Annotated in this window: 13 protein-coding genes and 3 pseudogenes; 3 read left to right on the forward strand and 13 right to left on the reverse strand. The window is 68.9% G+C overall.

What is annotated here, in order from left to right:
• From ACWGKT_RS47535 to ACWGKT_RS47560, 6 genes and pseudogenes are all read right to left on the reverse strand, one after another.
• Window positions 1–295: pseudogene (locus tag ACWGKT_RS47535) on the reverse strand (hypothetical protein); the annotation flags it as partial.
• Window positions 296–458: 163 nt separating this feature from the next.
• Window positions 459–842, reverse strand: a complete 384-nt coding sequence (locus tag ACWGKT_RS47540; protein ID WP_453278666.1) for a hypothetical protein — start codon at window positions 840–842, stop codon at window positions 459–461.
• Window positions 843–928: 86 nt separating this feature from the next.
• Window positions 929–1183 carry a hypothetical protein gene (locus ACWGKT_RS47545; protein ID WP_453278667.1) on the reverse strand — a complete coding sequence of 85 codons (255 nt, stop codon included), beginning with the start codon at window positions 1181–1183 and terminating at the stop codon, window positions 929–931.
• A 12-nt stretch (window positions 1184–1195) separates the two neighbouring features.
• Window positions 1196–2308 carry an IS1634 family transposase gene (locus ACWGKT_RS47550; RefSeq protein ID WP_453278668.1) on the reverse strand — a complete coding sequence of 371 codons (1113 nt, stop codon included), beginning with the start codon at window positions 2306–2308 and terminating at the stop codon, window positions 1196–1198.
• A complete protein-coding gene (locus tag ACWGKT_RS47555; protein ID WP_453278669.1) occupies window positions 2205–2591 on the reverse strand; it encodes a hypothetical protein in 387 nt (128 codons plus the stop codon). Before ACWGKT_RS47555 ends, ACWGKT_RS47550 begins: the two co-directional genes overlap by 104 nt.
• Window positions 2592–2594: 3 nt before the next feature.
• Complete coding sequence (locus tag ACWGKT_RS47560) at window positions 2595–2867, reverse strand: transposase (protein ID WP_453278670.1); 273 nt, start codon at window positions 2865–2867, stop codon at window positions 2595–2597.
• A gap of 415 nt (window positions 2868–3282) precedes the next feature.
• Here ACWGKT_RS47560 and ACWGKT_RS47565 point away from each other — a divergent pair.
• Window positions 3283–4530 (forward strand): annotated as a pseudogene (locus tag ACWGKT_RS47565) (glycosyltransferase); the annotation flags it as partial.
• Window positions 4531–4781: 251 nt separating this feature from the next.
• Here the strand turns inward: ACWGKT_RS47565 and ACWGKT_RS47570 are convergent.
• The 5 genes from ACWGKT_RS47570 to ACWGKT_RS47590 form a co-directional block, all read right to left on the reverse strand.
• Window positions 4782–5591, reverse strand: a complete 810-nt coding sequence (locus ACWGKT_RS47570) for a transposase (protein WP_453278671.1) — start codon at window positions 5589–5591, stop codon at window positions 4782–4784.
• 365 nt (window positions 5592–5956) lie between these two features.
• Window positions 5957–6235: a hypothetical protein gene (locus ACWGKT_RS47575; RefSeq protein WP_453278672.1), complete on the reverse strand. Its 279-nt coding sequence runs from the start codon at window positions 6233–6235 to the stop codon at window positions 5957–5959.
• Window positions 6236–6472: 237 nt separating this feature from the next.
• On the reverse strand, window positions 6473–6991 hold the full coding sequence (locus tag ACWGKT_RS47580) for a hypothetical protein (protein ID WP_453278673.1): 519 nt from the start codon (window positions 6989–6991) through the stop codon (window positions 6473–6475).
• Window positions 6988–7845, reverse strand: a complete 858-nt coding sequence (locus tag ACWGKT_RS47585; protein ID WP_453278674.1) for a site-specific integrase — start codon at window positions 7843–7845, stop codon at window positions 6988–6990. The genes ACWGKT_RS47580 and ACWGKT_RS47585 overlap by 4 nt, the downstream gene beginning before the upstream one ends.
• A gap of 188 nt (window positions 7846–8033) precedes the next feature.
• Window positions 8034–8543, reverse strand: a complete 510-nt coding sequence (locus tag ACWGKT_RS47590; protein ID WP_453278675.1) for a hypothetical protein — start codon at window positions 8541–8543, stop codon at window positions 8034–8036.
• Window positions 8544–9002: 459 nt separating this feature from the next.
• Here ACWGKT_RS47590 and ACWGKT_RS47595 point away from each other — a divergent pair, with 459 nt between their 5' ends.
• Complete coding sequence (locus tag ACWGKT_RS47595; RefSeq protein ID WP_453278676.1) at window positions 9003–9431, forward strand: transposase family protein; 429 nt, start codon at window positions 9003–9005, stop codon at window positions 9429–9431.
• A gap of 313 nt (window positions 9432–9744) precedes the next feature.
• Here ACWGKT_RS47595 and ACWGKT_RS47600 read toward each other — a convergent pair.
• Window positions 9745–9864, reverse strand: a pseudogene (locus ACWGKT_RS47600) (transcriptional regulator); the annotation flags it as partial.
• 458 nt (window positions 9865–10322) lie between these two features.
• Here ACWGKT_RS47600 and ACWGKT_RS47605 point away from each other — a divergent pair.
• Entirely contained in the window at window positions 10323–11150 is an 828-nt protein-coding gene (locus ACWGKT_RS47605; protein WP_453278677.1) for an MBL fold metallo-hydrolase, read from the forward strand.
• Here the strand turns inward: ACWGKT_RS47605 and ACWGKT_RS47610 are convergent.
• Window positions 11073–11621 (reverse strand): ATP-dependent DNA ligase, encoded by a 549-nt coding sequence (locus tag ACWGKT_RS47610; RefSeq protein WP_453278678.1) that lies wholly within the window; start codon window positions 11619–11621, stop codon window positions 11073–11075. The genes ACWGKT_RS47605 and ACWGKT_RS47610 overlap by 78 nt on opposite strands.
• Window positions 11622–11937: the final 316 nt, after the last annotated feature.

An 11937-nucleotide genomic window follows, 5' to 3' on the forward strand; every position in this document is an offset into this window, starting at 1 on the left:
ATCCGGATGGTTCGGGCGCCCGAACGCTGCGGTTCCTGGACAGCCACAGGCGGCTCGTTGCCCTGTGGCGCGAGGACACCACGATCAGTTCGCGCCCCTCTATGACGTCCGTGTGCAGGAAGGCGCTCGGACGCGAGTCCGCCTCTGACGGCACTTTCACATGCTTCTCATAACCGAGGTGATCGGTGATCTCGCCTTTCAGGGCAGATTCCAGGACCCGCTTGGTCAGCTGCTGCAGCAGCCCACCCTGCCCGGTCAGCTGCAGCCCCTCCGACCGGGCACGCTCCACCAGCATCGCGACCACGGGCGCCTCCTTCCACACCGTCAGCAAACGGCTGATAACCGAAGGGGGAGCAACGGAGGTCCGTGGCCTGATCCTCGCCCGCATTCCCTTCGGCACCATCTAGCCCCGGACTTCGCGGGTCACCGTTTCAGGTCTTCTGACTGGGGCCGGCCGGCTAGGGGGCTGCCTCGCGGAAGAGGGCCAGGAGGGCGTGCGCCTGTGGGGCACCCGCGTCGAAGAACTGCGTGGCCAGTGCGGGTGGCACGGCGGTTCCATGCATGCGGACTTCATGGCAGCTGAAGCAGAACGCCGCCTCGAACAGCGCCAGGTCGAGAGTGTCCGCGTACGCCCGGACGCTCCAGCCCGGCGAGAAGCCGCAGCGGTGCTGCTCGCTGCCGGGCAAGCTCTCGATCAAGGCCAGGACGTCGGCTGCCTCGCTCCCGATCCAGTGGGCGCCCGCCCTGCCGGGATACGGGGCGCCCCGCTTTGTCGGGAGTTCGGAGATCCTTATGACCTCCAGCAACACAGTGGTGGCCACGGCTTCGTCGGGGAGCTGCATGTGCGTAGTCTGCCCGCACCCAGCACCGGGGCGGTGCACCTGCCCCCAGGTGGCCGACTCTCGCACTCACAGGCCGGCTGAAGCGCTCAGCCACAGATCTGTGGCCAGCGGGTTTGTCCGATGTCGGTGTCGAGTAGGTCGAGGAGGTGGAGTTGGACGCCGCGGGTGATCTGGACGGTGGGCGGGTCGGTGATGTTGCCGATCCGCAGGGTGAGTTCGCCGAGGTGGTAGAAGATCATGCGGCCGGTGGGACGGACGCGGCGGTTGTCGGGGTAGAGGCCGCTCATGCTCTGCTCGGGGCCGAGCGCCCGTCTGACCTGGCGTTCGATCAGGCAGAACACCAGCAGGGCCAGTCAGATGACCTGGATCAGGGCGGCAACGCGCCGGTTTTGCTGGACGAAGACCGGCGCGACCGCGAGGGGCCCTTTGAAGTCGTGGTACCTGCGCTCGACCGTGCCCTGGCCCTTGTAGTGGATCAGGGCCTGCTCGGCGTCCGCCCGGTCGTCGGGCAGGGACGTCAGCAGTGCGTACCAGCCGTCGACGGCGGCTTCGGCCTTCAGCACGCCGATGTCGAAGTGCCAGGCCAGGACCGGGGTGCCGTCCTCGTTGTCGGTGACGGTCCAGCGCAGGCAGGAGGTGACGCGGCGCTTGGCGGCGATGACACCGATCCGGGCGACGATCTTCTCCCTGGTCTTGTAGTGGCGTCCGCCGGCCGCGGCGGTGAGCTTGTTCAGGTCCTCTGCGGCCTTGGCCAGGCGCTTGTCCCGGGCGGCTTGCCGGCCGGCAGCGTTCGCCGTGGAGTGGACCAGGATCCGCCGCACGGTGAGCGGCGGATCGCTGTTGCGGGGTCCGGTCAGGGTGTGGGTGTCCTCCAGCACGCGGTAGGTCTCGCGCAGCTCGGCGGGCTTGCCCGCCTCCCGGTCCGGTGTCCAGTCCACGACAGTGGCCTGCGCGAGGTCGAGGGCAGCATAGACCTCGTCCTTCACCTGCGCGGCCGGGGCCGGGGCGATGAACTGAACCCCGGCCGCCAGCAGGGCCCGGATGTTGGAGTAGGACACCAGCTTGGAGTCGGCGACCATCAGGAAGTCACGCTCACCGGCCATGGCCCGCAGGTCCTTCATCGCGCCGACGACCTGGCTGACCTCGGCCGCACCACCGCCGAAGACCCGGGCATGGAGCGGGATGCCGCCGTCGGCCGACACCGCGAGCCCGGCCTGGACCTGCTTCAGATCGAAGCGCCGGTCCTTGGGATGCCCGTAGCCGATGACGGGGAAGTCCTCGTCCTGGCCCTCGACCGGGAAGTCCCCGTGCACGGACATGCTGGTCATGTCCCAGTGCAGGCGGGCCACATCGATCCCGAACTCACCGATCGCCCGCGCCCCGACCGTGCCCGCGATGTGCTCCAGGTGCGGTGGGGTTCTTGCCCAGCCGGACCGGTCGGCCGTAGCGGAGCCCCCAGTCCTCATCGACCAGCCCGTCGAGCAGGTGAGGGGACGTGCTGGCGACTTCTTCGAGTGCAGCACGGACCGCTTCGGTGATCAGCTCCAGGCGGGTCAGGGCACGCACCGCGGCCAGGACATGGGTGGAGTCGGTGCGCTGAGTGGTGCGTTCGCGCACCAGGCCGGCCTCCTTGAGACGGGCCAGCGCGAGGTCGAGGAGCCGGTTGGCACGGCCGTCTTCGGCGAGCCGGTCGCGGAAGTCGGCCAGCACGCTGTGGTGGAAACCGGGATCGTCCAGCTCCATGGCCATGGCTTACTTGAAGTCGATGCGGCAGCGGACCGCCTCGGCGGCCTGCCGGTCCGACAGGCCGAGCAGGAACTGCAGCACACAGACGGTGGCCAGCTGAGCAGGCGAGAGACCCGGACGCCCGTCCCGCGGGTACCAGTCGGTGAAATCCTCGTCGCACCACAGCCCACCGAGGCGGTCCCGTACCCATATCGCCGTCGTGCCACCCGGGTTGCTCGCCCGCGCGACCTGCGCTGTCAGAGGCGGAACATGCTCACCGGAACGGGGGCGGAGGGACAACGGGCACCTCGACAGCTGCATCGATCGGCAGGACCACCCGAGCATGCCCGTTGATCATGCTGTCGCACCGGGAAACTCCAAGATCCCCGACAGAGTCAAGCTACAGCCACGCGTGCGGGCCAGTTCCGGGGCCCACCGTGGACCTCCGCCCGCCGGTCGGCCAGCACCCCGCGGCGCGCCACCCTGCTGCGCCCACAGGGCCTCCAGGCGGGCCACCTCTCCCGCCCTCCCGGCCCAAGGGCCGAGGAGCCGGCTCGGATCAGGCAGGACTCAACGGTGCTGGCCTATCGGCGGTTGTCGCCAATGAGTTCGAGGTAGCGGGCATAGTAGACGTCAGATTTTTCCCGATTCCGGATCAGGGTGCCCTCCTCCACCCGGTAGGTGCGGTCCGGATCACCCTTGAAGGAGAGCCACGGGGCACCCGGTCACCGCGCCCGTCAGCGTCATCGTGCCCGCGTACAACGAGAGCGCAGGCATCGAGGCCGCGGTCCGCTCGCTGCTCGCCTCCGATCACCCCGTCGAGATCATCCTGGTGGACGACGGCTCCACGGACGGCACGGCCGACCTCGTGGAGTCGTTACGCCTCCCGTACGTCCGCGTCATCCGCCAGGCGAATGCCGGCAAGCCCGCGGCCCTCAACACCGGGATTGCCGCCGCCTCGCACGACCTGCTCGTCATGGTCGACGGCGACACGGTCTTCGAGCCCGTCGCGGTCCGCATGCTGGTGCAGCCGTTCGCCGACCCGCGAGTCGGCGCCGTCTCCGGCAACGCCAAGGTCATCAACCGTCAAGGACTGCTGGGCCGCTGGCAGCATATCGAGTACGTCGTCGGCTTCAACCTCGACCGCCGGCTGTTCGATCTCGCCGAGTGCATGCCCACCGTCCCCGGAGCCGTCGGCGCGTTCCGGCGTGCCGCGCTGCTCCGGATCGGCGGCGTCAGCGACGCCACACTGGCCGAGGACACCGACCTGACCATGGCACTGTGCCGCGCCGGCTGGCGGGTGGTCTACGAGGAGGACGCGGTCGCCTGGACCGAGGCGCCGGCATCCCTGGGCGCCCTGTGGCGGCAGCGGTACCGCTGGTGCTACGGAACGCTGCAGGCGATGTGGAAGCACCGGGGTGCTCTCATCCAGTCAGGCGCGGCGGGGAAGTTGGGCCGGCGCGGCCTCGTCTACCTGCTGCTCTTCCAGGTCCTGCTCCCGCTCCTGGCACCGGTCGTCGACATCATCGCCATCTACGGGTTGTTCTTCCTCGATCCGTTGAGAATTCTCGGGCTGTGACTGGGATTCCAGGTCCTCCAGACCGCCTTGGGCCTCTACGCCTTCCGCCTCGACAACGAAAGCGCCCTTCCCCTGTGGAGTCTGCCGCTGCAGCAGTTCGTCTACCGGCAGCTGATGTACCTCGTGGTCATCCAGTCCGTGGTGACCGCGACCGCGGGATCGCGGCTGCGCTGGCAGCGCATGGGGCGCTACGGCAGTCTCTCGGTGCCCGTCCAGGCGCCGATACCGGAGCCCAGACCGGCGCAGGCACATGCCCCCGCCACCACGGGCCTGGCCGACACCCGGACCCACCAGGCCCGCTCCGCCGGATGTACGGCCGACGTCCCGTACGTCCATGGCGGACAGACACCAGGCCTGGGCCACAAAAACAGCGGAACGCCCTGAGACAGCCGACCCGGCTGGTGAACTCAGCCACCCGGGCTGCGCTGGGCAGGGCTTGGACGATCAGCAGCCCGCGACCGCTGCCGGCGAGCAACACGCCCTCTCACCACTCTACTGCTCGATTCCGCTTTTGCTGGGTATGGCTGCTGATATTGATCAGAAACGCAATTGGTTCTCGTCGAGGGTGTAGCGCACCTGCGGACCGTGGAAGTGGCAGCGGACGATGTGGGGCTGGCGCCAGGGGTGATGCGTTCTCAGGCTGTGAGTCGGAGCATGGCTGTCGCGTGCTGGGGACGTGACCGGTAGTGATCGGCTGCGGCGGCGATGTTGGTCCAGCCTGCTTGGCGCATGAGTCCGATGGCAAGGTCGCGCAGGGAGGCCATGGCGCGGGGTGCGGTGCCGGTGCGTACTCGCGAGGCGTCCTCGCCGAACGTCACGTCTCTGACGTGGTGCAGGGCCTCAACCGACCAGTGATTATCGACGAGTTCGGCGAGTTGTGCCGGGCCTGCCTGTTCGGGCGGGAGGCTGGTGACCGCGTGGACGGTCTTCGTCTCGACCTTGCCGGTTTTGCGGTTGGTGCGGACGGGTAGGCATCGAGGGGCTTGCTGGTCCTCCTTGGTGTGGCCGGACACGAAGTCGAGCAGATCACCACGGCCACCGCCATCGCCGAAGCCGGCGGGCCGCGCCTGTCGCTGCCCGCACAGCGGGTGACGGTCCGGTCCCAGCGGGCGGTTTCGACGTTGGAGAACGGGGACGCGCGCATCTTGACGTACGCGATGCTGACGAACCCGCGCCCGGCAGCAGTGGAGAGGGACCCCTTCTTCCACCGGTGAGTCGCCGGACGAGCGCGGAGTTGAGGCCAGCCAGACGTCGTTGTCCGTCCCGAGCGCGGTGCGGACTTCGTCCGGCGCAAGGTCCTGCTCAGGTTCGAGGTCGTCCAGCGCAAAGTCGTCGGCGTGTCCGGGGATGCCTTCGAAGGGCACCTGGCGCGGGCTTTCCCGAAGGGAAGCGGCCAGCCGTACAAGCTGCTCGGGACGGTCGTGCGCCTGCTGCGTGCCGTCCACGAGTCCGCCCGCGGGCTCAAGATCGCCGGGGGCCCCGCCGGAGGCGACTCCAGGCACCCCCAGACCGCGACCGGGCAGCCTGCCCCCTTCTTCCGCGCCCAGGGGGAGCCGTAGTAGTCGCTAGCGCCGGGCGGCCGGGCGCGGCCTGCCGGCCCTGCCGCTGGAGGCGGTTTCACGGCGACCAGGCGCTGAGGGTCGAGCACGACCGGCGCGGCCAGGGCCCCGTCCAGGGCTTCGCGCAGGCCGCCCTCCACCGCCTGCTCGTGCACCTCACGGTGGGGTGCTCACCGGGCGGCCGGTGCCCTCCGGGCTGGTGCGGATGGCCGTGTCGTCGGCGAATCCCGAGAAGTGGCCTGGCATATCGCTCACCAGCCCTTCGGCGTACCACGCCGTCGGCAGTGAGCGGCAGCGAGTGCACAGGTGGCCGCGTACGTCGTGCCCGAGCGGACGTTCTCCAGCCGCCCCCACCCACCGGTCTCGGGGTCCTGGCCGGCTTCGGCCATCCGCCCACCGCGCAGAATCGGGTCCCGGATCGCGCGGACGTCGGCGAGCGCGAACTCGACGAACAGCCGCACGGCCCGGATCGCTTCGCGGAAGGCATACTTGCCGCCCATGGTCCCGTCGTCACCCCCGATCTGGCTCAACTCCTGGGTGAGCGGGTACCCGGGCGGCCTGCTCCGCCTCGCCGGCGTGTCGAAACTCCAGGGAACCCCTGCTGGATCAGGTCCCTCCTCGGTAAGGCCGAGCCGGCAGATGCGAGAGGTCGTAGCGGATATCCTTCCCGTCGAACTGGAGCGAGAAGGCGACCGGCCCGATGCTGGGCACCGGGTCCAGAGGAGCGGGGATGTCGCTCGCTGCTGGAAACCGAACGCGCCGCGTCTTCATGCTGCCGCCGCCTCCGAAGCGACCGCCTCCAGGGCCGCGACCTGGGTGTCCCACTCCGCGAGCGCGGACAGGACGATCTCCTGGAACTCATCCAGAAGGTCCAGGTAGATGTAGACCGTCGACTCGTGCGCATGCCCGAGAAGCAGCTGCAGCTTGCGCATGGGGCTGCCGAACAGCAGCCGCTCCAGCTCCGCCCTGGTAAATCGCCGGTCCTCCCGCTGCCCCAGCGCGCGGATGGTCTGCCGCAGCATCAGACCAAGCATCTGAACTGCAAAAACATGACGGAGAGTATGGGGCGAGACCTCGATGTCGATCCCGAAGGAAGCACAGCGCTCGTTGGCCCGGCGGAAGGCCGACTGCCACGTGGAGGGCTTGAGCGGAAACCCGTCCTCGCCCAGCCACAGCGCCAACGGCTCCCGCGGCAGGCCGGCGGCATCCACGCGGAACAGGTTCCGCCGCACGCCGACGCCGATCTTCGAGTACGCCCAGGCGCAAAAAGAGCCCACCACCGTCAAGGCGTGACGCCCCGCGCGACCCACCGCAATGAACTCCTCCAGCCCAACGTACCGCCCACGGGCCCGCGCCTGCTCCGCCACGGCCGAACGCTCGATCGACAGGTAGTGGTGCCACGCCCGCAGCGTCCGCCGATTCGCGAACATCCTGCGCGCCTTTTCCGTTTGGCCACCTGAGCCGCGAGGTAGATGTCTCCCCAGCCTCCTGCCACGGGAGGAAGCTCGGTCGTCAGCAGACTCGCCCCCTCGCCCAGGCGCATGCCGGTGTAGACGAGCGAGTCGGCGAACAGCGCGTTGCGCTCACCGTGCCGGCCACGCCACTTCGGGTCCGGCCTGCCGTCCGGCAGCTCTCCCCGCAGCCCGACATTGCGCCACAGCAGGTAGTCAACGAACTGCACGATGTGCAGGGGCTCTTGGTCGTCGTCCACCTCGTACTCGGCGTTGACCCGGACGCGCTTCGGTCCCTGCGGCGTCATCACCGTCTTGTCGATGTACCGGAACGGCTCGCGATCCAGCAGCCCCTCGTAGATGGACCACTCCACCCACTTGTCGAGAGCCGCGATGGACCGGCGCCACGTGGCCGCGCTGATCGAGTTCTCGTCGTCCATGCGCATCCGGACAACCTTGTAGGCGCGCAGATCAGCGCTGTCCGTCTCCCATATCGACTTCCCTCCCCGGGATTCGTGCAGGAACCGGCAGTACAGCATGATGTCGCGCATGTAGCCCTCGTGCCCGTTGTCCGACCGCACGCCCCAGCTGTCGAGTTCGCGCCCGAACCGGTTCAACTGGACGTCGTACGAACCGTCGGGGCCGAGGATGAAGCACTTGCCGTCGTATGCCCCCGCCCGTTCCAGCACGGCCGACGCGTCGAAGGGCCACGGACCAGCTGCCCGAGCCTGCGCAGTCCGATGCAAGAGGACCACGGCCTCCGGCGCCGACTCCCCGAAGGGGGCGACGACTCCCTGTCGAGCGGTAGCAGTTGACCTGCTGGGACTGGTGCGCTTCATCGGACCCCCTGAGACAGCAGCTACGCGATAACTGCGTGCTACGTGAGACAGAACGAAGCGCCAACATAAAAGCCGATCTCGCCGTGGACTCCGGCCAGGCCCTTCTGGACCTTGGCGACATCGGCCGTGCCCACCTGCTCATCGCCGAAGGCGAGGGCCTGCTGCCCCCGGCCCGGGACAAGACCCGCGGGGTGTTTCTCGCCTACCGTGCCGCGAGCTACCTCGATCTGAAGGAACCCGAGCCCGCCGCGGCCGCCGCCACCGAATCCCTGTTTCTGGCACGTCGCATCGGAGCACCCCGGTGCGTGCAGCTTGTCGACGACCTTCTCCCCCGCTTCCAGCACCACCAGGACGCCCAGGGCGTTCCGGAACTCCTCCAGCTCGCTGCCGCATAGCAGGAAGGGGCGGATCCGATGACCACCGATGCTGGGCTCCCCTCGGTCAGAGAGTCCCTCCAGCTCGCGCTCCTGGCGGAAGGCGAGGGCAGCCCGCTGGTCGACGAACTCGCCGAAGCCGCCGCCGACCACTACCACCTGAACTACCAGCAAGCACCCTGTCCCAGTGCTGTTCAGGGAGGTCCGCGCGGCCCGCACCCTGCTGGCCAGGCTGCTTTCTCCCGGCACGTCCATTCCCTGACCCTTGTCGTCCTGGTCTGCGTCGTCCCCGCGCGTGCAGGGGTAGCTCGCCGGAGATGCCCCCCGGGCCGCGCCTTCTGGCGTCGTCCCGGTGCGTGCGGGGGTAGCTGCAGGGTGATTTCATCCACGCTGCCCATGGACAGGTCGTCCCCGCGAGCTCGACGGCCGTGAGGGTTGGCTTTGCCGACGAGTTCCAGGTTCTGGCACAGATCTTGGGGAGCGGTCGCGGAGCGTGACCGCAGTGTTCGATTGCGATATGCCGAACGTGTGTGAGACCGCGTACGCCGTGCCGCCGAACAGCAGGCATTGACGCTCCATCAGGCGTCCGTAGATCTCGGCCGTATGCGGCTGTGGCCGGTGACGGTGCTGGTCATGCAGGTCGACGTATCGTTCTGGGAATCGCTGGTGTTCGACGGGATCGACGACCTGGCTGTCGAGGCGGTGACGGCCATTTTCGGCACGGTCGACGTGGTGGCAAGAGGCCGGGCGGCCGGGGCACCGTGCCCGGACTGCAGTGGCTTCTCCGACCGGGTACACGACTCCTACCAGCGCAGACTCAGAGATCTCCCGCTCGGCGAGTTCCGTGTCGTGATCTTGTTGACGGTCCGGCGGTTCATCTGCGGCTCGGCGGACTGCCCGCGCCGTACGTTCGCCGAGCCGTTCGCGCAGTTGACCACTCCGCACGCACGCTTCACCAGCCGCCTCAACCGCGCCCTGGAGCACATCGGGCTGGCCCTCGCCGGACGGGCCGGTTCCCGGCTCGCTGTCCAACTCGGCTTTGACGCAGGGAGGATGACCTAGCAGCGCCGGGTCATGGCGCTGCCGGATCCGCCGTCCAGCACGCCGCGCGTGCTGGGTGTGGACGATTTCGCCACCCGGCGCGGACAGTCGTACGCCACTGTGATCACGGACGGCGAACGCCATCGTCCGATCGACGTCCTGCCCGGACGTGAAACGGGACCACTCGCCAGGTCGGCCTGCAGCGAGGTCCGGCTGACGGCTGCGATCCGCCCCTCCTGGGGAGGGGCGGGTGAGTCCGGCCGTCACGGCACGCCGGATCACCGTCCACTACTGAAGTGTTTCGGGCGGGAGGGCGGCTTCTTGTCGTGTTTGATCAATGCAGGGCCGCAATCGCGCGTAGGACGAGTGCCCGGGCGTCGGCACCGTAGACGGCCATGCTGCGCAGCTGCTCGAATGCCTTCAAGTACAGCGCGATCTCAGTGGGCTGCGTAACCTGTCGTGTCTCGGTTGATGCTTGACGTTGTGGCTTCACCTGATGCTTGACACCGCTTGCCTGGGTTTGGCTGTGCGCGTCGTATCCGCGTGCAGGGAGGGCCGGGGCCGTGCTGGTGGGGCTGAGCACGGTCGAGCAGCGGTATCACGCGGTGATGGATGTAGCGGTGGGGCGTTGGCTGGGTGTGTTCGAAAGCTGCGTGACAAGTCACTAGGCATGAGTGGGAACGAGCTCTGAGAGGAAGCCCGGGCCCCGCGGCGGCTCACCAGCGCGTGCGGAACGGGCTTTACAGGATGGACCGCTTGTGAGAGGGCACACGAGGTCCGGAGGTGGCACTCCTGCCCCTGGGGTTCGAGGATGCTCGTATGAAGGTGCCGATCGGTCGTCCCAGTCTGCGGCCCTACCTGTCTTACCAGCAGCGCACTGCAGCGCACCGTGAGGGGCTGAGTGCTCATTTCTTGGGCACGAGTTCAGTGCTGCTGTCGGACGGGCAGACATCGGTGCTCAGCGACGGGTTCGTCACCCGCCCGGGGCTGCTGCGAGTAGGCATGGGCAAGATCGCCCCGAACCGAGCGCTGGTCCGTGCCGCCATCGAGCGCCTGCGGGTGGACACCCTGGCCGCCGTGGTGTGCGCGCATTCCCACTACGACCACGCCCTCGACGCACCGGTGTGGGCGCTGGAGACCGGCGCCGAGCTGGTCGGGTCGGAGTCCACCGCCAACATCGGGCGCGGCCTCGGGGTCCCCGAGTCGTCCTTGCGGGTGGTCGACGTCGGCGATACCGCGACCTACGGCAGCTTCACGCTTACCTTCCTGGACTCCGTGCACAGCCCGGGCGACCACTACCCCGGTACCGTCGATCAGCCCTTGATCCCGCCGGCCCGCGCCGGTGCCTGGAAGACCGGCACCGCCTACTCCGTGCTCATCACCCACCCCAACGGCCGTGTACTGCTGCAAGCCAGCGCCAACTACCGGCCCGGCGCGCTGCGCGGTCACCACGCCGACGTCGTCTACCTAGGCGTCGGCACGCTGGGCAAACAGCCCGCCGAGTTCCTGCACACCTACTGGGACGAGGTCGTGGCCGCGACCGGGGCCAAGCGGGTCATCCTGGTGCACTGGGACGACTTCTTCCTCGGCCTCGACCGGCCACTACGCCCCATGCCCTACCTGCTCGACGACCTCGACACCACCATGAGCCGACTGCTGCCCCTAGCCCGCCGTGACGGAGTCGATGTTGTCCTGCCCGTCTCCTGGCGAACCAGCGCTCCCCTCGCCGGTCTTGCCTGAACTCGGCCGCATATCCCCTGGAATCGGGCGCGCATGGTGGTCGGTGAAGAGGGCTTCCAGTGCTGCCCTGCGGCGGCGGTAGGTCCACCTGGTTGTGTCGGTGCCGGACAGCCGGCGCAGGTCGAAGGCCACGAAGTGCGCTGGCCACGGCTCGGCGAGGCGGAGCGCGCCGGCGCCGCGGCGCTGCAAGCGGCCCTGCAACCGCTCGAACGCCAGGCGGCTCGCGGCATCCCAGACGACCAGCTCCCCGTCCAGGGCGGTCGCATCGGGCAGCTGCGCGGCACCGGAGCGCAGCTCCGGGAACGCCGGTTCGAGGGCGGTGCCCCTGCGGGAGCGCAGCACCAGGCGGTGAGCGTCCCAGGACAGCAGTGCACGCCAGCCGTCCCACTTCGGCTCCGCCGCCCAGCCCGGTGGCAGGACCGGGTCGGACACGGAGGCGGCGAGCATCGGCTCCGGCAGCGTCCAGGTCATGGACGATGCCTTCCACAACTTGCTGGACGGTTCTACCCGATCGGTCGGCGAGACGATCGGCGAGCGTGGCATAGCTGGCAAGAACAGCAGGCAACGAACGGTGCCCTTGCCGGATACCTCAGCCAGGCACCGCGTCGCGTCCCCCTACGGGCTGGCGATCAGGGACGTGCTGCACCTGTGGACGTGCCGCAACTCCCCCGCCCGGCACGACAGCGGCGGCAGCGGCAGCGGCAGCGGCAGCGGCAGCGGCAGCGGCAGCGGCAGCGGCAGCGGCAGCGGCAGCGGCAGCGGCAGCGGCAGCGGCAGCGGCAGCGGC

It is taken from the genome of Streptomyces sp. NPDC054794 (assembly GCF_053611585.1).